The sequence below is a fragment of the Endozoicomonas sp. ALB032 genome (assembly GCF_049310125.1).
Taxonomy (GTDB): Bacteria; Pseudomonadota; Gammaproteobacteria; order Pseudomonadales; family Endozoicomonadaceae; genus Endozoicomonas_A.
Genome location: NZ_JBLYNW010000001.1, coordinates 5,700,918 through 5,723,554, shown reverse-complemented (window position 1 = coordinate 5,723,554; position 22,637 = coordinate 5,700,918). Strand labels below are relative to the sequence as shown.

Genomic DNA, 22,637 nt, shown 5'->3' with positions numbered 1-22,637 from the left:
GAAATCATATTTTCTGACTTATTGTTCAGGCACTCGCGGCAACTGCTCCTGCGTTGCTCTAGCTCCTGCATCCATGCAGTCGTGATGCGTTGCAACTCTGGTCACATAGCTTGCTATGTGCCCGTCGTTGCGCCTTGCAGAGCACCTGCCCAATAAGCCAGAAATATTCGATTCCGTGTGGCTGAGTACTTAATACTCGAACCTTTAATCCTTTCTGTGGTACAAGTGTAATTAGATTACGACTGCTACTTTTGTACTCTGGTTTAAAATCTTGACGAATAGAAAAATAGATATAAATACAGGCACCCTTTGTACGTGCGTCTATACGGACATCTTTGCGAACAGTAAAAGGATGGTAAATTGGCTGTCTCAGTGCTTGATAATTAGCCCTGTCTGCAGAAAGTATTCAGCTGGGATCAAGACCTTTAGAAGGTGTGGGAACTTTTATGCTACGAAAGCACATGTCTCTGATTGTGGGAGTGCTGGCAACGATACTGGCAAGTGGGTGTACAGTGACAGCTGAACGAGATGCAATGGAAAAAAGTCGGGTGGTGGTGAAAAGTCCAGCGGATGATCGGGACTATCGTTTTGTCGAGTTGGACAATGGTCTCAAGGCTCTTCTGATTTCTGATCCGGATACCGATAAGGCCGCTGCCGCAGTGGATGTGAAAGTGGGTAGTTTCCAGGACCCGGACAATCGTCTGGGGCTGGCTCATTTTCTTGAACATATGTTATTTCTGGGCAATGAAAAATACCCGGAAGTGGATGGGTATTTTGAATACATCCGTGCCAATGGCGGCAGTGCCAATGCCTATACGGCTGATACCCGAACCAATTATTTCTTCGATATTAACAGTGACAAGCTGAGACCTGCGCTGGATCAGCTGGCACAGTTTTTTGTCTCCCCTACGCTGGATCCTGCTTATGTTGATCGTGAGCGTAATGCCGTTGATTCAGAATATAAGCTTCATGCCAATGAAGATGGCTGGCGTCTGATGACAGCTCAGAACGCTACTTCAAATCCGGCTCATCCCCGCAGTCGTTTCAATATCGGTAGTCTGGAAACCCTTGCCAACGAAGACGGCAGGTCACTCTGGAAAGACCTTAAGAGGTTTCACGATGCCTACTATGTAGCGGAGAATATCGGCGTTGTTATCTATGGCAAGGAATCAACAGATGTTCTGGAAAATTGGTTAAAAGAGTCTTTTGCCGGAGTACCTGAAGGCCAGTCACCGGGCACTCATATTGGTCTTGCTCCCTATACACCTGAGCAGCTGGGTGTTCGTATTGATCTGGTACCTCTAAAAGACGTCCGGGTACTCTCTTTGAGCTTTCCAATGCCCAGTCAATATGAGAATTACCGCAAGAAGCCTCTGGGCTATCTGGCGAGAATACTGGGTTATGAAGGTGAGGGCAGTCTGCACAGTTATTTGAAGGAGCGTGGTCTGATAGAGTCGCTGTCTTCTTATTCCAGCCATTTACCCGGAGAGTTCAGTGAGTTCACGGTTCGAATGGAGTTGACTCCAAAAGGTCTGGAGCAGGTCGACGAGATGACTGCCCTGGTGTTTGATTATCTGGATCTGGTTCGCAAACAGGGTTTGGAGCTCCGGATATACGAGGAAGCTCGTCAGCTGGCAGAACTAGGATTCCGTTACCAGGAAGATGCCAATCCACAGCAGACCGCATCCGGACTGGCTTCTCGCATTCACGATATCCCGCCTCAGGATATTTTGCGGACCAGCTACCTCTACGAAGACTTTGATCGCGAGCTGATCAGTGATCTGCTTGATCAAATGAAGCCTTCGAACATGAGGCAGGTTGTTATTGCCAGAGGCATTGAAACGGATCAGGTCGAGCCCTATTTCAAGACTCATTACAGTATCAAACCTCTGTCTGATACCCTGGTGAAGCAACTTTTATCGCCTCAGGTTCATGCAGAAATGACCATTCCCGAGCCTAATGACTTTATTGCCCGGGATTTGAAGCTGCGTGAAAGCAGTTCCGGTGATAAGCCCGGGGTGTTACTGGAAGAGCCCGGCTTTCAAGTCTGGAGTATGACAGACAGCAGCTTTGAAGTGCCCAAAGCCAATGTTCGCATCAAGATATCCTCCGGGAAGGCTTCCGAAACAGAAGCCGATCTTGTAGAGATGCAACTCTACAGCGTCCTCCTGAGACGAAGTCTGAATGAATACGGCTACCCAGCCAAAGAAGCGGGCCTGAACTACGGTGTTTCATCCAGCCGGGAAGGGCTGACCATTGCGCTGTCTGGCTATCAGGATAAGCAGGAGCTTCTGCTAAAAGACATTCTCAAGGCCATCAGGCAGTTCAACCCCGATCAGGCCGGTTTTGACCAGGAGAAGGCGCTGCTGATCAGAAGGCTCAAAAACAAGCAGTTCCAGCCACCCTATCGACTGGGTATGGATCGTTTGAGCCAGGAACTTTATCCCACCTATCGTGACGATAAGACGTTACTGGTAGCCGCTGAAAAGGTGACCTTCAGTGATGTTAAACAGTTTGCCAGTGACTTCTATCGTTCGATTTATATCCAGATGCTGGTCCATGGAAACCACAGTTCACAAGAGGCTATGAAGCTGGCTGAGCTGGTGGAAAAAGCTTTGTTAACGAAAGACAACCGTGGCCGTCAATTCAGGCAGCCTCTTAATCTTCTGAAGGATAAGAAGCGCACCATCAAGACTGACTTTAACCACAATGACTCTCTCTATATCACTTACTACCAGCGCCCTGGTACTGATGACAGAGATCGTGCCGTGTACTCCCTGCTGGGCAGACTGCTGGCGACTCCCTTCTTCAACCAGTTGCGGACAGAGCAGCAGCTGGGATACATCGTCTTTGCCGGTCCCCGTCCTGTTGAACGTCATCCCGGCTTAATCTTTGTGGTGCAATCTCCCGTGCTCGGGCCGGAAGGTATCGAGGAGAAGGTAGAAGTCTTCCTGAAGGGCCAGAAAGAGAAGATAAAATCCCTGACCGATGAAGAGTTAGAGCAGTATCGTCAGGGCCTGTTGGGTGATCTTTTGAAAAAAGATGCCAACCTGGATGAACGCAGCTCCCGTTTCTGGCAATCCCTGGATGGTCGGGAAGCCGGTTTTGATTTCCAGAAGCTCATTGCTGAAGAAGTGAAGACCGTCTCTGTTGAAGAGATTCAGCAGGCGCTGGATACCGTTCTAGAAGATAAGGGAAGATTGACCGTTGAGTCTGTTGGCAAGGCCCAGACGGACCGGGAAAGCTGAGTTCTCGTATCCAGGCCAGACGATTTATCTGGTTTGGATTTATCTCAGAAAAATAATTGGCTATGGACTTTTCTTGCAGGTGTACTATTTTGTGTACATGCGAACACAATGGAGGCACACAATATGAATTCCACTATGACAATCAGGCTTGAAGACAGTCTCAAAGATCGTTTGGAAAAGCTTTCTGAGGCCATGCAAAGATCAAAATCCTTTCTCGCAGCGGAGGCAATCAAAGATTTTGTGGAACTCAATGAGTGGCAGGTGGATGAGATAAAGCTTGCTGTTAAGGAAGCAAATTCAGAAGAATTCGCTAGCGATCAAGAGGTTCAGGGGCTTTTTGATCGCTGGGGGCTAGAGAATGGAGATTAAGTGGCTTAGAAAAGCACTAGAAAGTCTGAATAATGAATTAGATTACATTTCACATGATGATCCAGCAGCGGCACAAAAAATTTTGGAGAGAATACACAAGGCCGTTTTAAGTCTTGCTGATAATCCTTCAGCGGGTCGAGCTGGAAGGGTTTCTGGGACAAGAGAGTTGGTTGTGCCAAACACAAGGTATGTTGTTCCTTATCGTGTTAGGCTCGACCTCGAGAGAGTAGAGATACTGAGGGTTTTCCATTGTTCACGCAGGCCACCCAAAAATTGGTAAAAATAGGTAAGAAGTAATTAGTGTCGCCAAATTATCCTCCACAGCCACACTTTTCTTAAACCCCACCTTAAGAATCTACCGGTTTTTCTGCCTGAAAGAAATGTCTCCCCGAAAGAGCGCCACTATCCCGCTGTGACAGCGTCTCTGATTTTGTCCGAAATCAGGGTTTTCTCACTTTGTTTATATCAGGCCTTATTACTGGCAGTTTGTTTGGTATGGACAGGCAGCTGCTGTTGCGATCAGCACTCTGGTATTTACCGGTGATCGTCGGCGGTGTTCTGGGTGCCATTACTCTGGTGGGGCTGGCAGGTATGCTCATTGGTACTGGCTTTGTTGAAGCGGTCTTCTATGTTGGATTACCCATCTTGGGTGGCGGTATGGGTGCTGGAGCTGTCCCGCTGGCAGAGATCTTTGCCAATATTCTGAACTCCGACGCTACGACGGTTTTGTCAAAAATGGTCCCGGCGGTTGTACTGGGTAATCTGGTCGCCATTATTGCAGCGGGGTTGCTGGAAAGGCTGGGTAAGATCAAGCCCGGTCTGACAGGCAATGGCAAACTGATGAAAAGTCAGAAGGCCACTCTCCATGAAGAGCCCCATGAAGAGCCCCATGAAGAGCCCCATGAAGAGCCCCATGAAGAGCCTCATGAAGAGCGCCATGAAGAGCGTCATGAAGATAAAGTCGAGCCTGTTCCCGATCTGGCGAAGATAGGGATCGGACTTTTTGTTGCGAGCGGTTTCTACGTTTTGGGTTATTTGCTCAGTCTGTTCATTTCTCTGCATCCTTACGCCTTAATGATTTTCTCTGTCGGCCTTGTCAAAGCGCTGGGAGTGTTTCCTTCCAGCGTTGAAGAAGGAGCTGCTCTGTGGGGCGATTTTATGGTGATGTCTCTTACGCCTGCTTTACTTGCCTGTATAGGAATAGGCTTTACGGATCTTCATCAGATTGCACAAGTGATCTCTTTGCAGTATTTCATTCTGGTAGTGACGACTGTCACAGGGGCCATACTGGGTGCAGGACTGGCTGGAAAAATACTGGGTTTTTATCCCATAGAAGCCTCTGTAACGGCGGGGCTGTGTATGGCAAATATGGGGGGAACCGGAGATGTGGCGGTATTATCAGCCAGCCGTCGTATGTATCTCATGCCTTATGCACAGGTCTCTTCAAGAATAGGAGGGGCCTTTATTTTGCTATCGGCAAATGCACTGGTGTGGTTGATGTAGATCAGATCAGGTTTGAAAAGCCCACGTTGGTCTCATATAGTGGATCAGTGAGAGAACTACCTATCCAGTGACCCTGGGTGAGCACAGAATAACGATTGAACGGTTTATCGCCGGTCATTGCAGGAGAAGAAGAAATGACCAAAAAGGTCCTATTTGACAGGCTCGATACAGCCTCCGGGCATAAAGTTGGTGTTATCACTCTGAATGCTGAGGGCAATCTTAACTCTCTCGACAAAGCGATGTTAGACAGCCTTTATGAACAATTCAGTGAATGGCAGGAAGACAACAAAATCGTCTGTATTTTTCTTCAGGGGGCTGGGGAAAAAGCGTTTTGTGCGGGTGGAGATGTCCGTTCTCTCAGGCAAAGTGTTCTTGATGGGGATACCAGTGCCCCGGGGCAGTTTTTTGAAAAAGAATACCGTCTTGACTACCTGATTCATACCTACCGAAAACCCGTGATCTGCTGGGGTAACGGAGTCATTATGGGGGGCGGTTTTGGCCTCATGGCCGGGGCAGACTTTCGTGTAGTGACCGACACTTCTGTTATGGCCATGCCTGAAATTACGATAGGACTTTATCCGGATGTCGGTGGTTCATGGATCTTGAATCGCCTGCCCGCAAAAATTGGTCTGTTTATGGCTTTGACCGGGTGTCGTTTAAATCCTGCGGATGCTATGTACCTGGGTCTGGCTAACCGATTTATTGATCATGCCTTTAGAAAAAATGTGCTGGAATCACTTCAGGAGGCTGACTGGTCCGGAGACCATTATCAGGTGACCTCTGATGTTGTTCAATATTATGCAGATAACAGTGCTGGCTGGTTGCCTTACTCCAAGATCAGGGAACACCGTGATTTAATAGCCCGAATGATGGACAAGTCAAACTTTTCGGCGATCATTGCTGATCTGAAAGCCCTGGAAACAGAAGACAGCTGGCTTGAGCAGGCACGTAATATAGCTCTGACGGGTTCGGCTCTGTCGGCTGTGGTTGCCTACGAGCAATTTAAAAAGAGTCGGCATGTCTCTTTGAAGGAAGTCTTTCAGAGTGAACTCTTGCTCTCCATCAACTGTGTGCTGAAAGGCGATTTTCAGGAAGGGGTCAGAGCGCTTCTGGTGGATAAGGATAATCAGCCACAATGGGCTTATCCAGTGATTGAAGAGGTTCCTCAGGAAAAAGTAGTCGAAATGTTTACCCCCCCCTGGGGAGAGTCAGCCAATCCATTGTCTAATCTCTGATGAATGTCGGTAGCAGGTTCCCATGTGGTGCGTGGGAGCCAGTTGAAATTGATTATTGCGATAAAATGTGATCCAGATTCATCGGAATGCGTAGGATGAGTGACGCATCTAATTGAGGCTTCTATGAAAATACTGGTTGCTGGTGGCAGTGGTGGAATTGGTCGGGCCTTTGTCGAAGAGATCGTGCATGAAATGCCAGAAGCGCAAGTACATGCCACTTTTTTCAGAAGCTCTCCGGATTCCAAAAACTCTCCAGAAAATAATAATTCCGTAAACTCCGTTCAATGGCACAGGTCAGACCTTACCGATGCCGATTCCGTTGAACAGCTTGCCGATAGCGTTGGGCCAATTGACTGGATTATCAATGCTTCGGGAATGCTGCATACTCCCACTCAGATGCCTGAAAAATCGATTACTCAGATAGATTCAGATTTTTTTCACAAAACAATGGCAGTGAATGTTCTGTCGACACTTTTTTTGGCCCGTTACTTCCTGAAAAATTTTAAGGGCAGTGAATGCCCCCGGTTTGTTGCACTGTCTGCAAGGGTGGGTAGTATTGAAGATAACAGGGTGGGGGGTTGGTACAGCTACAGGGCATCGAAATCGGCTCTTAATATGGTGTTGAAAACACTCAGCCATGAGTGGCGAAGAAAAAAGCCCGATGGTTGTATTGTGGCCATTCATCCCGGAACGGTAGATACTCAGCTTACCGAGCCATTTAAAAAAAATGTTCCACCGGAAAAGCTCTTCTCTTCGCAGCACTCAGCCCAGAGGATGTTGGAGGTGATTCTTCGTTTAACTTCTGAGCAGACTGGTCAGTTTCTGGCATACGACGGCTCCCTGATTCCCTGGTAGTTAATTAGTATTGATTTTCCCGGATAGTCAGAGGCATTCATAGTCAGAGGCATTGTTGGTCAGGTTACTTCATAAGAGAAGAGAGTGGCTGTTTCCAAAGCCTGCTTTGAAAAGAGAATACCAAAGCAGGCCCTGAATGCCAGCGTCAGCTAAGCATCGACAGGACAACTTCTGCAACAGCTTCTGAAGAAGCTGGATTTTGCCCAGTTACCAGTAAACCATCGGTAATACAGTAGGGTGACCAGTCATCTCCCTGGCTGTATTGGCCTCCCTTGTTTTTGAGCTCATCTTCCAGAAGAAAGGGAACCACATCGGTTAAACCTACAGCGGCCTCTTCGCTGTTGCTGAAACCGGTGACTCTCTTGCCACTGATCAGTGGTGTATTGTCTCCTTTCTTTGCATTCAGCAAAACGGCTGGTGCATGACATACGGCAGAGACAGGCTTCCCCTGTTTCGCGAATGCTTCTATCAGGGCTATAGAGTTTTTGTCATGGGCCAGATCCCATAAAGGGCCATGGCCACCCGGATAAAAGATGGCATCGTATTCGTCAGCAGACACCTCAGACAGCTTTAAGGTATTTGACAGTTTGTTTTTCAGGGCACCGTCCGAATCAAACCTTTTTGTGGCTGCAGTCTGAGAGTCCGGCTGGGCACTTTTAGGGTCAATGGGCGGCTGGCCACCCTTCGGGGATGCGAGGGTTACCTCGGCATTGTGATCCGCAAACACATAGTAGGGCGCTGCAAACTCCTCGATCCAGAAACCCGTTTTCTCACCTGTATCTCCCAGCTTGTCATGGGATGTCAGGACGAATAACACCTTCATAAGTTCATCTCCATATGGTCAGGCGGCATGCCTGAGAATTTTGGTGGCAACTTCAGGAGTAATATTCTGCTTTTCTCCCAGTGCAGTCATTTTGTGCCGTTTCAGCTGATCAACAAGGTCAGCGATGGCGCTTTCCTCAATGCCATAATCGGACAAACGCGTTTTAATACCCATCTGTTCAAAGAATTCGCGGGTTTTGCTGATGGCTGAATCCATCTTCTCCTGGTCGTTGCCTTCCTTAATACCCCAGATCCTGTCAGCATACTGAAGCAGCTTGGACGCTTTCTCTTCTCTCATGACATGCATCACTGAGGGGAGCACGATGGCCAGTGTCTGGGCATGGTCGAGGCCAAACAGGGCAGTGATCTCGTGGCCAATCATATGAGTAGACCAGTCATGGGGCACACCCACGCCAATCAGACCATTCAAGGCCTGATTTGCAGCCCACATGATGGTGGCTCTGGATTCATATTCCTGGGGTTGTTTGAGTACAACCGGGCCTTGCTCAATCAGGGTTAACAGCAAACCTTCGGCATAGCGATCCTGAACAGGGGCATTTTCGCGGGTCGTCAGATACTGCTCCATTACGTGGACAAAGGCGTCTACGACACCGTTAGCGGTCTGGCCTTGCGGAAGGCTATAAGTGGTTTCCGGATCCAGCACAGTAAATTGTGGAAAGACTTCGGGGCTGCTAAAAGCCAACTTGTCATTGGTGGCTCTGCGGGTAATAACTGACCCTGAGTTACTTTCCGAGCCTGTTGCCGGAAGGGTAAGAACGTTGCCAGCAGGTATGGCCTGATGAATCCTGGCGTGCTCACTGAGAATGGTCCAGGGATCTCCTTCAAATGGAATGGCTGCGGCAATAAACTTTGTGCCATCAATGACCGAGCCACCACCTACGGCCAACAAGAAATCAATGTTTTCCTGTTTTGCCAGAGCAACCGCTTCCATCAGTGTTTCAAAGGAAGGGTTAGGCTCAATACCGCCAAACTCGGTAATGGACGTATGCTCTTTCAGGGCTTCCCTGACTTGATCAAGAGTGCCGTTCTTTTTAATGCTACCACCGCCATAGGTGATCAGAATTCTGGCATTACGAGGGACTTCATCAGCAATACGGGCGATCATGCCTTTGCCAAAGTGAATGCGTGTTGGGTTGTGAAATGAAAAGTTTTTCATGATTAAACCTAATACTGATTAGCTGAGTTTAACGAGCATTTTGCCGGTATTAATGCCAGAGAAAAGCCCGAGAAAAGCTTCAGGGGCCTGCTCGATACCTTCAAAAACCGTTTCTTTCCAGGAGATCTTGCCTTCCTGTATCCAGTGGCCCATCTGTTGGACAAACTCGGGGTAATGCTCCCAATGTTCGAACACAATAAAGCCCTGCATTTTCAGTTTTTTTACAATTATCTGAGCCAGATTGGCTGGTCCGGGAACAGGAGCAGTTGAGTTGTATTGATCGATCATGCCGCATACAGCTATACGTCCATGATCGTTCATTAGATTGAGGGCGGCTTCAAGGTGCTGGCCGCCGACATTGTCAAAATAGACATCAATGCCTTCAGGGCAGGCTTCGGCAATGGCATTCGCCAGGTCAGGTACGGTCTTGTAATTGACCACTGCATCGACTTTCAATTCTTCCTGCAGGTAACGGGCCTTATCATCGGAGCCAACGCTGCCGGCAACATAACAACCCTTGAGCTTTGCAATCTGGCAGACGGTCGACCCTACTGCTCCGGATGCAGCAGAAACAAAAACACGGTCACCTTTTTTCAGTTCTGCAATTTGTGTTAATCCCACCCAGGCTGTCATGCCAGGCATACCCATTATTCCCAGGAAGGCCTGATCGTCAATCTCTGTCTGGGGTAGCAATTGAAGGTCTTTATCATCAGAAATGAAATACTCGCGCCAGCCTTTCATGCTGGAAACTTTGCTACCTGTCGGCAGGGATGGATTTCGTGACTCTATGACTTCGCCGATGGCTGCACCTTCGAGGGTGGCATCCAAAGCAAAGGGTGGCACATAGCTTTTGCGATCGACCATGCGTCCACGCATGTAGGGGTCAACAGACATCCAAAGGTTTTTAACCAGAACTTCACCCTCTTTCAGCTCTGCAACGGGCTGAGAAACCAGTTTGAAGCAGGTGCTGTCTGGCAAACCTTCGGGGCGTCTGGCAAGATGAATCTCGCAATTTTTCTCTATAAACATGAACGAATGTCCTGAAACAGATAGTTCAGGGGATAATTTATCGTTGTACTCAATATGACTCCAATGCATCATTGTTATATTGATCATGATTGTGAGTAATGAGTTTGCCTGTTGATAATCTCTCGTCTTCCGACTTAAATTTGCTGCCGGTGTTGCAGGTCCTGATGGAAGAGCGAAGTGTGACCCGTGCTGCTGGTCGATTAAATCTGACTCAGCCTGCCATCAGTCGAAGTCTGGCCAGACTTCGGGTACTTTTTGATGACCCTTTGTTCACCCGGACTCCCCAGGGGCTGGCACCGACACCACGGGCCCAGGGTATAGCCCTGGACTTGCAAAAATCATTGCAAGACATCAGCCAGTTAATTGAGCCTCCCCGTTTCATAGCGGCAGAGTCTGAGCACAGCTTTCGAATGGCCTCTTCAGATTATGGGGCTCACGTATTACTGCCTGAAGTCATCAGGAGGCTAAGTCGTGAGGCTCCGGGAATTTCGCTCGAAATTGTGCCCTGGCGTTCGCATTTGCTCCATGAGATGGATCAGCAGAATGTCGATCTGGCTGTCTGCTCTATCACCGACGCGCCGGCAATGATTCATGGGCGAGGAATAGGTCAGGACAAGTTTGCCTGTGTTGTCAGAGATTCACACCCTCTGCTGGAGCAGGGCATGGATATTGAGCGCTATGCCAGCCATTCCCACGCACTGATTACCATGGGGGGGGAGCGTAAGGGTGCTGTTGACTACCTGTTGGAAGAGCGGGGATTGTCCAGGCGAATTGCCCTGAGGGTGCCGCACTTTATTGCCGCACTGGCTCTGGTAGCCAATACCGATTATATATTGACAGCACCTTATGGGTTGGTGAGAAGCTGTGCCAGTCACTATGGATTGGCGATACTGCCTTTTCCCATGGAGCAAAAGCCTTTTACCTACTCAATCATCTGGCATGAGAGGTATATGAAAGAACCGGCTCATATCTGGTTCAGGCAGCTTGTTTATGAAGAGCTGACTCAAAAGATCAGTCGGCTTCAGCTTGAGTGCACGGTTTGAGCAGCTATGGTTGATAACGCAAATTTGAGAAGAAAAAATTCATTTCTTTGTTAATTTTCTGTCAATATAGGAAGCACACATAACAAACAGGGAGTGTTTGACATGAAGGCTAAAGGATTAGCACTGTTGCTGATTTTATTTCCATTGCATTTGATGGCTGAACAGGTGGTAGATAATAAACGCTGTTCATCAGGTCTGGCCATCTATATCGCAGGTGATTATGCCAAAGCGTTTGAGGTACTCAAAGTAGAAGCCGACAATGGGCTGGACTGTGCTCAGCATTGGGTGGCCAGAATGTACCAGATGGGTCATGGTATTCCCATGAACAAAGAGCTTTCTGAAACCTATTATAAATTGGCCGCCGGTCAGGGATTTGAACAGTCCATTTTGCAGCTTGAGTTGTTGAAGAACAATTGAGACGTGTTGCTGAAGAGTGTCTGGCGCAGCATAAGCATTTTCTCTGCAACAGTGATAGCACGGAGTTATTGAAATGAAAAAAGCCTCTGACCACTTTTTATGCTGGTCAGGGGCTTTTTTTAATGGCGGAGGGTCAGGGGGCGAGTCTGTCCAGCTATCTCAATAGCTTAGGGCAATAGTTGTAGAGTAATATCCTCCCCGTGACACACTGTCATCATGATACGTCGAATACCAGTCTTTAATAAGATGGTCGGGGTCGGTACGTATCCATAAAAAAGGTAATTCGCTATCTGCGTGCTTGTACCACCTTATGAGTGCCTTATGTCCATGGACATCACTGACAGTGAAATCGAACCAGGACTGATGCCATGCGCAGTGAACAATCGACGAGGAATAGTATATATGTGTCACTGCTCCCGGCGGAACCCGGGTTCTAAGTCCATTGAAACCAATATCATCCATAGGATTATCATCCATACACTTACCGTCATCCGTGTGGATGGCCCAGTAGTTGTTATCTGTATTGCTTTTAAAATATAAAACAGCGGTTTTTGCCTGTGCAGCCGAACAAATTACCAGTGCGACAATCAATACAGCACAGCGTACATATTCTTTCTGTATCATGGTATTGACTCCAAAGAACAGGTTCATTGGGAAAATTTAGCATAGGGTGATACAGAAGTATGAAGCCATTTTTGGGGGACCAGCGTTTTCTGACAGGTACGAAAATAAAAGGAAGATAAATTAAATATCTTCAAATTTAGGGTCTATTGTTATGTCTCAATTAATAAAGCCTGCAGGCAAATCCAATTATGAAAACAGCAAGATTTCTCACTATGACTCACCTGTTTCTCTTGTTCGTAGTGTCTGTCATTTTGCCGTTTGTTGCTCACAGTGCTGAATTTACCAACCTATTGAGCTGGACTGGCTGGTTGAGTTCCTCCAAAGCCATTAAAAAAAAGAGTGAGGCATCGGAAGGGATTAGCAAACTGTCATTTATAGGTGGCAGTCCGCCTCTCCATCTTAATTATGATCGCAAGGCGTTTGACGAGAACATCAAAACAATTTCTGAACTGGAGAACAATCAGCTTTATATCATCCTCAATGGCCAACCAGGCGACTTGTTTAATTTTTGTTTCAGGACGCCACCTGCATTTTCAACGGGAAACTTGCCTTACCCCCCGGTAATTGCAGAGGCTCTGACGGGCCAGGCTATGCCGGATATACAAAACGGGGGAGTGAGGCTGGTTCCATTGGCGCCAGACAGTGATCGCTGGCAACATGAGTACTCGGCCAGTTGGCGCTTGCCGACAGGTAATAAGTCGCTGGTTCTGGCCATTGAAAACAATGACAATGGATGGGTTTTAGAGCCGGAATGTAGCGGTATAGTTTCAGAAAGCACTGGTTTACCGTCGCCTTCGAGAAGCAATATGTATGGCAGTATTACTTACGGAAACAAAAAAGCATCATTTGTCGAAATTTTTTTCCGAAGCAAACAAACTGTTAAAAATGGCCCTGATTATCTTGATGACAAAACGCGTTTAGATGGCCCTTTTTTAATACCCGGAGCCGCTGATAATGCTGATAACAGCCAGCCATTCGCAAGCTCTTCTGGTGGTAGCGGTTTTGGCGGTGGTGATGATTTAGACGATTTATTCAAGAAAAGGCCGGGAAACGGGTTGGCTCCACTTTACTCTTTTGAATGGGTGAGTGAACTGGTCAGCAGAATGGTGCTGGTGCCTGTCCCTGATACTGACGGTCAGACTGTTAAAAAACAGGTCTGGGATAACCGGATTGTGCTTAAAATCAGGCAGGGTTGGAATGAGCAGGCGATCATAATTTCGCAGGAACTGTGGAACAGGATAAGGGCGGCAAATCTTGAACGGAGTTCAGAACTTTTTCTGACATTGTCTGGAAATCCCGCTAATCCGGAAGCTGCATTTGATCATTACCTGGGCAGCAACCCGGCACAATCGCTGCAACCAGAAGACTACAGTCGCTATGCAAAGCAAGAGTTCATCCTAAGTCCTAAACAATTACGAAGTGTATCTGTTTTTCCGGGCCATTGCCCCTCAGTGATCGGTTGCTCCGGAGAAACCGCTCAGGTTGAGAAGGCAATGGCTGACCTTAGTGTGAAACCACCGACCAATGCCCAATCTCAAAGAGGTTATGGTCGGCAAAATCAAGGCAGCCGCAGTGGAAGAAGGAGTGGAGGAGATGATGGGTCAGGAGGGTCACCCAACACCGGGTTATGCCAACATTGTAATAAACCTGCTGTAGCCTCCAATAAGTGTCTCAAATGCCTGAATCGTGAATCTCAACTCGATGAGCAGGAAGTGACTAAAGGATCGCCTCCTGTAATGAGAGGAGAAAAGAAAATACCGGAGCTTGTGGCAAAAGGTGTTGATAATTCAGCAGCGGCACATCCCTGGTATCAGTCATCAGAAACAAGCAAACTGAGCTCTGTAACTACGGACTCCGACGCTCACAGGAAAGATGTACAAAATGCCAGGCATCATTCTGACGGAAAGGGTTCGCAAGGAGACTGGGTGTTGGTCGCTGATTCACGGGCACGGAAAGGCAAAAAGAAAAAGCGCTCAGGTTTCGCGGGCAAGTCTGTTGCCGGGTATCCACCCTGTGCTGCCCGTCATCGTAATAACCCAAGTCCGGGTGCAGCTCAGGGGCAGCAGGCTTTGGTTGACATAGGACTTAAGTTCCGATATGGCAAGAACTCAACCCGGGCCGGCTTGCAGCTGACTGATTCTGGCAGAGGTGATACTTCCACTGGTTTTCAGTTAACTCCTGCAAAAGAAGGGGCAAAAGTAAAACTGAAATCTCTGCTGGAGAGACCCCGGTATGATACTCCGCTGATAGATATTGGTGCCAATCTGGTCGGGAATAGTAGGTTTCAAAACTTGCACGCAGTTGTTGCTGATGCTGCCCGTTCGGGGGTCGGCACTATAATTTTAACCGGTGCATCTATCCCGATATCCAGACAGACCCAAAATGAGGTCATGAAATGGGGGAAATCCTCCCCTGTGCCAGGCAAAGCAACCGATCAGGCAACAGCTATTGCCGATTCCTCTGATTCCTCTCGATGTTCTTTATACTACACTGTGGGTTGTCATCCTCACGATGCCAAAGACTTTTTAAAAGAGGGTGGCATCCCGGCGATGAGAAAAATGCTCAAGAAGGATCGCAATCGCTGCGTCGCAGTGGGTGAGTGCGGGCTTGATTACGATCGAAATTACTCGCCTGAGAAAGATCAAAAAGAAGCTTTTCGGCAGCAGCTGGCACTGGCTGTAGAAATGAAAAAACCGTTGTTTTTGCATGAGCGTGACGCTCATGACGATTTCAAGGAAATTCTGGTGGATTATATTGAGCAACTGCCCGCGAAAAAAATGGCCTGCGTTCACTGTTTCACCGGCAATAGCGAGGCTCTGCAAGATTACATCGATCTGGGGTGCTCTATTGGAATTACAGGATGGATTGCTGGTGGCTGCAACAGAGATCTGGTGGAAGCATTGCGTACTGTTGGATGGGATGTTCTGCGGGATCGTCTGATGATTGAGACTGATGCACCATTTTTATGCCCCTTCCAGGTGATGCCCCGAAAAGATAATCCTGTGAAGGGTAGTAAAAAAAGAGTTGATAATGTTCCTGCTAATCTGCCCTATGTGGTCCATGCACTGAGTGTAGTACTGGGTGTAGATGCTGAAGAGATTGCTGCTGCAACCACCCGTAATGCCAGGGAGATATTCACTCTATTTGATGATGATTGAAAAATTCCGAAGATCTGGAGTCTTAAATAAAGCGTTCAGATAAGGATGTCTGAAGCAATAAGGTTTCAAACAAATGAAACTCGCAAACAGACCAGCATGATTCCAGACGTTTTCGTGATAGATGGCGGTGGGTCAGAGATTCGAACTCTGGGTAGGCTATTAACCTACGCCGGTTTTCAAGACCGGTGCTTTCAACCACTCAGCCAACCCACCGTATCAGGTGAAAATTCACAGTAAAAGCAAGCTGTCACCCAAGTAACTGCCTACAGATATCTGATTTCAAAGGAAATTTAAATATGGCGGAGGGACAGGGATTCGAACCCTGGGTGGGCTATTAACCCACGCCGGTTTTCAAGACCGGTGCTTTCAACCGCTCAGCCATCCCTCCGCAGCAACGGGAATGAATATTACCTGAAAACGATCAACTGTCAAACCCTTGAAAACCAAAGGATATCTCCTGAATGGAAAAATATTTATGGCAAAGCATCGGAAAAAGTAACGATTGTTACGATTTTGTAACGCCATCAGGGTACTGTGGGCATCATGTAAAACGAAGTTTTGGATATAGCCGACATGTTCAGCTCTGGTATACTCCTTATATATCTCCCAACGTGAGGAATAAAAAGATGGAACGAAAATCTACCGTTATAGCGTCAAGGCCGACACAGGTTGGCAGCGGCATTGAGATCAACAGTGTTTTGCGCAACACCTACCTGTTGTTGGGTATGACACTGCTGTTCAGTGCTTTTACTGCTGGTGTGGCCATGGCACTGGAAATCAGCCGTATCACTGCCCTGGTGCTCAGCCTGGTAGGTTTTGGTCTGATTTTCGTTGTCAATAAAACCGCTGACTCAGGCAAAGGTCTGGTGGCTGTTTTTGCTTTCACCGGTGTTCTGGGCGCAGCCCTTGGCCCAATGCTGAACTTCTACCTGGCTCTGCCTAATGGTCCTTCTTTAGTGATGCAGGCTCTGGGTGGAACAGCCGTCGTATTCTTTGCCCTGTCAGCCTATGTGCTGGTTACCCGTAAAGACTTCTCATTTATGGGTGGTTTCCTTATGGTTGGCCTGATTGTGGCCGTAATCGCCAGTATCGCTCTGATCTTCTTCCAGATCCCGGCGGCATCTATGGCACTGTCTGCTGCCATTGTATTGCTGATGTCCGGTTTTATCCTGTTTGATACCAGCCGTATCATCCACGGCGGCGAAACTAACTATATCCGCGCTACCGTCTCTTTGTATCTGAATATCTACAATCTGTTTACGGCTCTGCTTTCTCTGCTGGGCATGTCTGACGACTAAGTATTCGATGGCCCATATAAATACCCCGGTATCCCCGGGGTATTTTTTTGTCGAAGGGAGTCTTTGAATGAAATACGCACTGGCTGTATACGGTGCCTCCGGCACCGGGCAGTCTTCACTGACAGCGCTTTCTTTTGCCAGGGCCCTGCTGGCTTGTGGCCATGAGATTATTCGGGTCTTTTTTTATCAGGAGGGTGTGCACAATGCTTCCAGCCTGGTTTCTCCACCACAGGATGAGGTGAATCTGCCAGAGCAATGGCAAAAGCTGATAACAGAGCAGGGTATTGATGCCGTTGTCTGCGTCGCAGCGGCTTTGCGCAGAGGTGTGGTGAATACTGAAGAAGCCGAAAGGTACGAACTGTCGGGAAGCAATCTCAGAGATGAGTACGATCTCTCGGGACTGGGTCAGTTAATTGAAGCGACGATTGTGGCCGATCGTCTGGTTACTTTTGGAGACTAAGCATGAGTCAATCCATTTGTATTATATCGACTCAGGCCCCTTACCGTGGTCAATTTGCCAAAGAAGCCCTGGACGCTGTGCTGGTTTCTGCATCCTATGAGATCCCAACCCGTCTGTTGCTGATGGGGGATGGTGTTTATCAGATCCTGGATGGGCAGTCTCCCGGACAGCTGCAAAGGAAAAAACTTTCAGCCCTTTTTCAATCCCTGGAGCTCTATGGCATTGAAACAGTTTATGTGGATGGAGAATCGCTGACAGAGCGTCACCTTGATCCAGAGCAGTTATTACCCCTGTACACACTTCTGGAAGGGGACGCGGTGGCCTCTTTCCTGGCACAGCAAGATAAGGTATTGAGTTTCTGATGGCTACTCTGCATACGGTCAATAAAACCGGACAACCCCTGGAGCTCTGCCTGAGAGCCCTTAATGCCGGTGACAGTGTTCTGCTTCTGGAAGAGGGCGTTTACGCTTTGTACGAAGCCAGTGATGTGTTATCAGATCTTCTCAGGCATGTAACCGTCTATGTGCTGGAGGCGGATGTACTGGCCCGGGGAATCACAAACAGAGACGATCTGGATATTGGTATGGTGGACCATCAGGGATTTGTTGAGCTGACGGAGGCCAACGACAAGGTGGTGAGCTGGTTTTAGAATATGTCGGATTTGAAGCTTGATAAAGACGGTTATCTGGTCAACCTCAGTGACTGGAATCCAGAGGTAGCGGGTCAGTTAGCGGCTGAAGACCATATTATTCTGACCGATGAGCACTGGGAAGTCCTTAATCTGCTCAGAGAGTATTATCAGCAATTTGAACACGCTCCCAGTCAAAGACCTTTTGTTAAGTATGTTGCCAACCAGCTGGGAAAAGAGAAGGGGAACAGTCTCTATCTGATGAAGCTGTTTCCCGGCAGTCCCGCCAAACTGGCTGCCAGAATTGCAGGTCTGCCCAGACCTACAAACTGTTTCTAGAACAGCCCGGCCTGTGTATCCCCACCACAAAACCGGGCTGTCCGGTCGACAGCCCTCCGGTAGCTTCAATTTGATTTAGCCGCCTGGCTGGAAGTTTATGAGGCACTGACATCCTTGCGATAGACATGCCAGCAAAACAGCCCCAGGTTATGTATTGCGACCTCAGATTTGATGTTTTCGTAGGATTTAATCCCCACGTCCTGTGACATGGGTTCAAGAGCCGAATGGAAGATATAATCCGGCGAGTATTGCCAGGGTGCTAAGGATATTTCCCGATCAAGCCTTTCTGTATTTATGGAGGTAAAAAACAGATAAATACCCTGCCGCGAAGGAAGTGTTGCCAGCAACTGGTTTAACCGGTAGATATCACCGTTTTCTGCGTTCATTTCTGCGGCTATTGCCTGGCGACGGGGTTCTGTCTCACGCTCCTCCAGCGTAATGCTTTGAGCGAGCGCGTGGTAATGTTTGGTGTACACCAGTTCCGGGGGAATATATTGCTGGGGTGAGGATGCGTGCGGGTCTTCGGTGATCAGGACAAAACAACCAGGATTGTTTTTTATGAGTGTGGTGAGATAAAAGTCAGTTTTCCCCTGTGCAATCTCTTTACAAAGTTGTACTTCTTCCGAAGGCAAGCCGGTATAAGGGTGTATAGCGGTAAACAAAGTGGTCGCAGGATTAGCGCCAGAAATTTCCTGAGCCGGGATTATGTTGATGGGCAGCGGGTCGTCACAGTAAGTTCCATCCTGCATAGCATAAGCATTTCCGATATCTACAGGAATTACTTTGATCTGGGGGTTCAGCTCTTTGAGATAGTTTTGCATTAACAGGGATATTTTTCCATAACCACAGCCAATATCAACAATGTATTCGATTTCGCTGTTTTTGCTTAAAAAATCAGCCAGAAAGCTGAAGTTATAGAGTTCCAAATGACTCCTGTTTGCCTCCAGGGCCTGATTAACAAATGATTGCGAAGTATCCAGTGTCATCAGTTGCTGGTTGCCAATCTGGACAGTTTTCGGTTCAGACGTACCGGATACATTGGCATAGCTCGCACAGCAATAACGCTGGGGATTATTATCCATATGCTCACATTCCCAGTAAGTTTCAGGTGACGACGCAGAATGAGGGTTCAAGCCAGTAATGGTTCGGCTTGATAGACTGGCGGCCTGTTGTTCCTGAATTCCATCGCCGTCGGTTTGCAATTGTGGGGCGATGTTATGTTTTTGCCTGACATGATCAGGTTTGTCAGGGGGAGTTTCTCTGGTAAATTCCTGTTGTGTCGTCGGAGCCTGTAAATTGGCAGTGTCCATACTTCTAATCATGACATTTCTCCTTGTCGATGAGTCATCAAAAAGATCAAACATTTTATTCAGCTTGGGCCGGTTTTAGTCTGTGCTTACATATTTAGACCAAAGTACTAGTTATTAGTTCAATCCATAAACCGGGCGTTGTTGACGGCTATTCCCAGGCCAGAGAGGGTGTCTGGCAGCTTCAATTTGAAGAGTAGGGCTCTTTCGCAGTTTCGCTGGTCACTTCTGAGGCACTGATGTCCTGACGATAAACATGCCAGCAACGCAGCTCCAGTCCATAATTTTCCAGGACAGATTTGATATGAGCGCGAGACCTGATTGCCTTATTGTCTAACCTTTTTCCCCAGAGATAAGCATTAAAAATGTAATCCGGCGTGAATAGCCTGGGTTTTAAGTCCATTTGCCGTTGTAATCTCTCTGTAATTGCAGAAGTCATAGCGAGATAATGACTCCGTTGCTCAGGAAGTTTTGCCAGAAACTGGTTTAACCGGTCAATATCACCATTTTCTGCATTCATCTCTGCAGCTTTTGCCTCTTGAAGGGATTTTGTCTCAATATCTTCCGACGAAACGCAATTCAGTAATGCATGGTAATGCTTGGTGTATACCAGTTCCGGGGGAATATAAAGCTGGGGTGAGGATGCATAGGGATCTTCGGTGGCCAGGACGAAACAACCGGGATTGTTTTTTATGAGTGTGGTGATGTAATACTCGGTTTCCCCCCTTACGATCTCCCCGGAGAGTTTTTCTTCTTCTGAAGGCGTGCCGGTAAAAGGATGTAAAACGGTAAACAAAGTGGTTGCCGGTGATGCGCCAGCAATTTCCTGGGCCGGGATTATGTTGATAGGCAGTGGCTTGTTGAAGAAAACTGCATAGGAACGACTGTAAAAATTTGCGATATCCACAGGAATCACTTTAATCTGACGTTCCAGCTCATTGAGATAGTTTTGCATTAACAGAGATATTTTTGCGTTACCGCAGCCAATATCAACGATGTATTTGATTCCGCTGTTTTTGTCCAAAAAATCAACCAGGAAGCTGAAGTTAAAGAGTTCCAAATACTCCCTGTCTGCCTCCTGGGTTGAATTAACAAATGATTGCGAAGTATCCAGTGTTATCAGCTTCTGGTTGCCGATCTGGGCAGTTTTCGGTTCAGCCGTACCCGATACATTGGCATGTCTCGCACAGCAATTGCGCCGGGGATTATTATCCATAAGGGTACAAGCATAGGAGCGAGTTTCAGGGTACGGCGCAGAATGAGGGTTTAAACCAGTAATGGTACGGCTTGAAAGACTGGCGGCCTGTTGTTCCTGAATTCCATCGACGTCGGTTTTTAATTGAGGCTCGATGTTATGTTTTTGCCTGACATGATCAGTTTTGTCAGGGGGAGTTTCTCTTGTAATTCCCTGTTCTGTTGTCGGAGCCTGGAAATTGGCAGTGTCCATACTTCTAATCATGACTATACTCCTTGTCGATGAGCATGTAATAAGACTACAAACGCTTACTCAGAATGAACTGGTTTAAAGGTTGTCCTTACTTTTCAGACCAGAATATCAATAGAGAGTTCCATTCATAAACCGGGCTGTCTATTAGTTTCAATTTAAAAAATCAGGGCTCTTTAGTGCCTTGCTCGGTAACTTCTGAGGTAGTAATATCCTGACGATAAACATGCCAGCAACGCATCTCTAAATTCTTTACTGCTAAGTCATATTTAATTCTAAGAAATGGTTTTACAGGCTCGAAAAGTCTCATCTGATCAAGATACGAATTGAAGATTTTCTCTGGCGAAAGTTGCTCAGGTTCTCCGGGTAAGTCCTTTTGCAACCTTATCCTGATTAGAGGGATCGAGTACAAATAAATATCCCGATTTCTAGTAGGAAATTTTGCCAGCAACTGGTTTAAACGGTAAATATCACCGTTTTCTGCATTTATCTCCGCAGCCTTTGCTTGACGATCAGACAATGTCTCATAATTGTGCGGCGAAAAGGCATTTGCGAATGCATGGTAATGTCTGGTGTACACCATTTCCGGGGGAATATAACGCTGGGGTGAAGATGCGTACGGATCTTCGGTGGTCAGTACAAAACAGCCGGGATTGTTTTTCAGGAGTGTGGTTAGGTAATAATCGGTTTTTCCCTGTGCAATTTCCCTGGTCAGTTGCTCTGCTTCCCGGTCCTCTTCGGTAAAAGGGCGTATGGCGGTAAACAAAGTGGTTGCTGGTGTAGCGCCAGCAATTTCCTGAGCCGGGATAATGTTGATGGGCAGTGGCTTGTTGTGGTTATATACATTGTCATAAGCATTGGCAATATCAACAGGAATCACTTTAATCTGAACTCCCTCTTCTTTGAGATAATTTTGCATTAACAGGGATTTTTTTCCGTCACCACAGCCAATATCAACAATGTATTTGATTTCGTTGTTTTTGTTCAAAAAATCAACCAGGTACCTGAAGTTATGGTGTTCCAAATCGTTCCTGTCTCCTTCCAGATCCGGATCAATAAATGATTGTGATGTATCCAGCGTTATCAGTTTCTGGTTGCCAATCTGGACAGTTTCCGGTCTAAACGTACGCGGTACATTGGCATAGGTCGCATAGTAGTTGCCCCAGGGGTTATTATCCATATGGGCTTCACGTCGACGCCTGGAACTACCTGGGTAGGGTTTGCGAGGAGTGTTCAGTTCTAAGGGACGTTCATCTTGTCCAACGTGTTCACTGGCCTCAGGGGCACTTTGGCTGTGCGAGGCTGTCTCAGAAGTCTTGCGTTTTTGTGATTCGCTGGGATCAAAACATTGCTTTAATACTTGTGAACTGTGTTTGTTTGCCAGTTTTTGCCTTGTCTGAGTTTTGCTGGTTACTTTTGCGTCTGCCTCGCGCGCATTGGGTAATGGGCTTTTTATATCTGCATTCAAATCAGTAACGGTTCGGCTTGAAAGATCAAGGCTCTGTTGTTGAATTTCGTTGCCGTCGGTTTTCAGATGAGGGGGGATGTCATGTTTTTGTACAACATCATCAGGTTTATCAGGGCGAGTTTCTTTAGTATTGCCCGGTAATGTCGTCGGAACGACAGAGTTTTCTATACCTCTAATCATGACTGTTCTCCTTGTCGATGAGCACGCAAAAAG

20 protein-coding genes, 2 tRNA genes and 1 pseudogene are annotated in these 22,637 nt (G+C 47.4%); 14 read left to right on the top strand and 9 right to left on the bottom strand.

What is annotated here, in order from left to right:
* The first annotated feature begins 446 nt into the window (after positions 1–446).
* The 6 genes and pseudogenes from ACO6VG_RS21130 to ACO6VG_RS21105 all read left to right on the top strand — a co-directional run bounded on the left by ACO6VG_RS21130 (position 447) and on the right by ACO6VG_RS21105 (position 7,210).
* Positions 447–3,248: an insulinase family protein gene (locus tag ACO6VG_RS21130; protein ID WP_422475518.1), complete on the top strand. Its 2,802-nt coding sequence runs from the start codon at positions 447–449 to the stop codon at positions 3,246–3,248.
* A 123-nt stretch (positions 3,249–3,371) separates the two neighbouring features.
* Entirely contained in the window at positions 3,372–3,617 is a 246-nt protein-coding gene (locus ACO6VG_RS21125) for a CopG family ribbon-helix-helix protein (RefSeq protein ID WP_422452257.1), read from the top strand.
* Complete coding sequence (locus ACO6VG_RS21120; RefSeq protein WP_422138196.1) at positions 3,607–3,897, top strand: type II toxin-antitoxin system RelE/ParE family toxin; 291 nt, start codon at positions 3,607–3,609, stop codon at positions 3,895–3,897. Before ACO6VG_RS21125 ends, ACO6VG_RS21120 begins: the two co-directional genes overlap by 11 nt.
* Positions 3,898–4,040: 143 nt before the next feature.
* Positions 4,041–5,120: pseudogene (locus tag ACO6VG_RS21115) on the top strand (2-hydroxycarboxylate transporter family protein); the annotation flags it as partial.
* Between the two features lie 134 nt (positions 5,121–5,254).
* Positions 5,255–6,355, top strand: coding sequence for an enoyl-CoA hydratase/isomerase family protein (locus ACO6VG_RS21110; RefSeq protein WP_422409292.1), 1,101 nt, complete (start codon positions 5,255–5,257; stop codon positions 6,353–6,355).
* 123 nt (positions 6,356–6,478) lie between these two features.
* Entirely contained in the window at positions 6,479–7,210 is a 732-nt protein-coding gene (locus ACO6VG_RS21105) for an SDR family NAD(P)-dependent oxidoreductase (protein WP_422138194.1), read from the top strand.
* Between the two features lie 145 nt (positions 7,211–7,355).
* Here ACO6VG_RS21105 and ACO6VG_RS21100 read toward each other — a convergent pair whose 3' ends face one another.
* From ACO6VG_RS21100 to ACO6VG_RS21090, 3 genes are read right to left on the bottom strand one after another with little or no spacing between them, the layout of a single operon-like run.
* On the bottom strand, positions 7,356–8,033 hold the full coding sequence (locus ACO6VG_RS21100) for a type 1 glutamine amidotransferase domain-containing protein (protein WP_422134088.1): 678 nt from the start codon (positions 8,031–8,033) through the stop codon (positions 7,356–7,358).
* Between the two features lie 18 nt (positions 8,034–8,051).
* Positions 8,052–9,209, bottom strand: coding sequence for an iron-containing alcohol dehydrogenase (locus ACO6VG_RS21095; RefSeq protein ID WP_422134087.1), 1,158 nt, complete (start codon positions 9,207–9,209; stop codon positions 8,052–8,054).
* 18 nt (positions 9,210–9,227) lie between these two features.
* Positions 9,228–10,238, bottom strand: a complete 1,011-nt coding sequence (locus ACO6VG_RS21090) for an NADP-dependent oxidoreductase (RefSeq protein WP_422475515.1) — start codon at positions 10,236–10,238, stop codon at positions 9,228–9,230.
* A 98-nt stretch (positions 10,239–10,336) separates the two neighbouring features.
* Here ACO6VG_RS21090 and ACO6VG_RS21085 point away from each other — a divergent pair, with 98 nt between their 5' ends.
* Entirely contained in the window at positions 10,337–11,281 is a 945-nt protein-coding gene (locus tag ACO6VG_RS21085) for a LysR family transcriptional regulator (protein ID WP_422138192.1), read from the top strand.
* 102 nt (positions 11,282–11,383) lie between these two features.
* Complete coding sequence (locus tag ACO6VG_RS21080; protein WP_422138191.1) at positions 11,384–11,698, top strand: hypothetical protein; 315 nt, start codon at positions 11,384–11,386, stop codon at positions 11,696–11,698.
* 159 nt (positions 11,699–11,857) lie between these two features.
* Here the strand turns inward: ACO6VG_RS21080 and ACO6VG_RS21075 are convergent, their stop codons facing one another.
* A complete protein-coding gene (locus tag ACO6VG_RS21075; RefSeq protein ID WP_422475513.1) occupies positions 11,858–12,322 on the bottom strand; it encodes a hypothetical protein in 465 nt (154 codons plus the stop codon).
* Positions 12,323–12,534: 212 nt separating this feature from the next.
* Here ACO6VG_RS21075 and ACO6VG_RS21070 point away from each other — a divergent pair, with 212 nt between their 5' ends.
* On the top strand, positions 12,535–15,480 hold the full coding sequence (locus ACO6VG_RS21070; protein WP_422475511.1) for a TatD family hydrolase: 2,946 nt from the start codon (positions 12,535–12,537) through the stop codon (positions 15,478–15,480).
* 122 nt (positions 15,481–15,602) lie between these two features.
* On the opposite strand, the gene ACO6VG_RS21065 is transcribed toward ACO6VG_RS21070, so the two are convergent.
* Positions 15,603–15,693, bottom strand: a tRNA-Ser gene (locus tag ACO6VG_RS21065).
* A gap of 84 nt (positions 15,694–15,777) precedes the next feature.
* Positions 15,778–15,868 (bottom strand) — tRNA-Ser (locus tag ACO6VG_RS21060).
* A gap of 238 nt (positions 15,869–16,106) precedes the next feature.
* On the opposite strand from ACO6VG_RS21060, the gene ACO6VG_RS21055 reads away from it, so the two are divergent.
* From ACO6VG_RS21055 to ACO6VG_RS21035, 5 genes are all read left to right on the top strand, one after another.
* The gene (locus ACO6VG_RS21055; RefSeq protein ID WP_317146175.1) at positions 16,107–16,778 is read left to right on the top strand and encodes a Bax inhibitor-1/YccA family protein; all 672 of its coding nucleotides are present in this window, start codon (positions 16,107–16,109) and stop codon (positions 16,776–16,778) included.
* A gap of 67 nt (positions 16,779–16,845) precedes the next feature.
* Positions 16,846–17,238, top strand: coding sequence for a sulfurtransferase complex subunit TusD (tusD, locus tag ACO6VG_RS21050; protein WP_422134081.1), 393 nt, complete (start codon positions 16,846–16,848; stop codon positions 17,236–17,238).
* A gap of 2 nt (positions 17,239–17,240) precedes the next feature.
* Positions 17,241–17,600: a sulfurtransferase complex subunit TusC gene (tusC, locus tag ACO6VG_RS21045; protein WP_422134080.1), complete on the top strand. Its 360-nt coding sequence runs from the start codon at positions 17,241–17,243 to the stop codon at positions 17,598–17,600.
* Positions 17,600–17,887 carry a sulfurtransferase complex subunit TusB gene (tusB, locus tag ACO6VG_RS21040; RefSeq protein ID WP_422134079.1) on the top strand — a complete coding sequence of 96 codons (288 nt, stop codon included), beginning with the start codon at positions 17,600–17,602 and terminating at the stop codon, positions 17,885–17,887. Before tusC ends, tusB begins: the two co-directional genes overlap by 1 nt.
* A gap of 3 nt (positions 17,888–17,890) precedes the next feature.
* Positions 17,891–18,205 (top strand): TusE/DsrC/DsvC family sulfur relay protein, encoded by a 315-nt coding sequence (locus ACO6VG_RS21035; RefSeq protein WP_422134078.1) that lies wholly within the window; start codon positions 17,891–17,893, stop codon positions 18,203–18,205.
* A 95-nt stretch (positions 18,206–18,300) separates the two neighbouring features.
* Here ACO6VG_RS21035 and ACO6VG_RS21030 read toward each other — a convergent pair whose 3' ends face one another.
* The 3 genes from ACO6VG_RS21030 to ACO6VG_RS21020 all read right to left on the bottom strand — a co-directional run bounded on the left by ACO6VG_RS21030 (position 18,301) and on the right by ACO6VG_RS21020 (position 22,604).
* A complete protein-coding gene (locus ACO6VG_RS21030; RefSeq protein WP_422475508.1) occupies positions 18,301–19,527 on the bottom strand; it encodes a hypothetical protein in 1,227 nt (408 codons plus the stop codon).
* Positions 19,528–19,696: 169 nt separating this feature from the next.
* Entirely contained in the window at positions 19,697–20,971 is a 1,275-nt protein-coding gene (locus ACO6VG_RS21025; RefSeq protein ID WP_422475506.1) for a hypothetical protein, read from the bottom strand.
* A gap of 151 nt (positions 20,972–21,122) precedes the next feature.
* The gene (locus tag ACO6VG_RS21020) at positions 21,123–22,604 is read right to left on the bottom strand and encodes a hypothetical protein (RefSeq protein ID WP_422475504.1); all 1,482 of its coding nucleotides are present in this window, start codon (positions 22,602–22,604) and stop codon (positions 21,123–21,125) included.
* Positions 22,605–22,637: the final 33 nt, after the last annotated feature.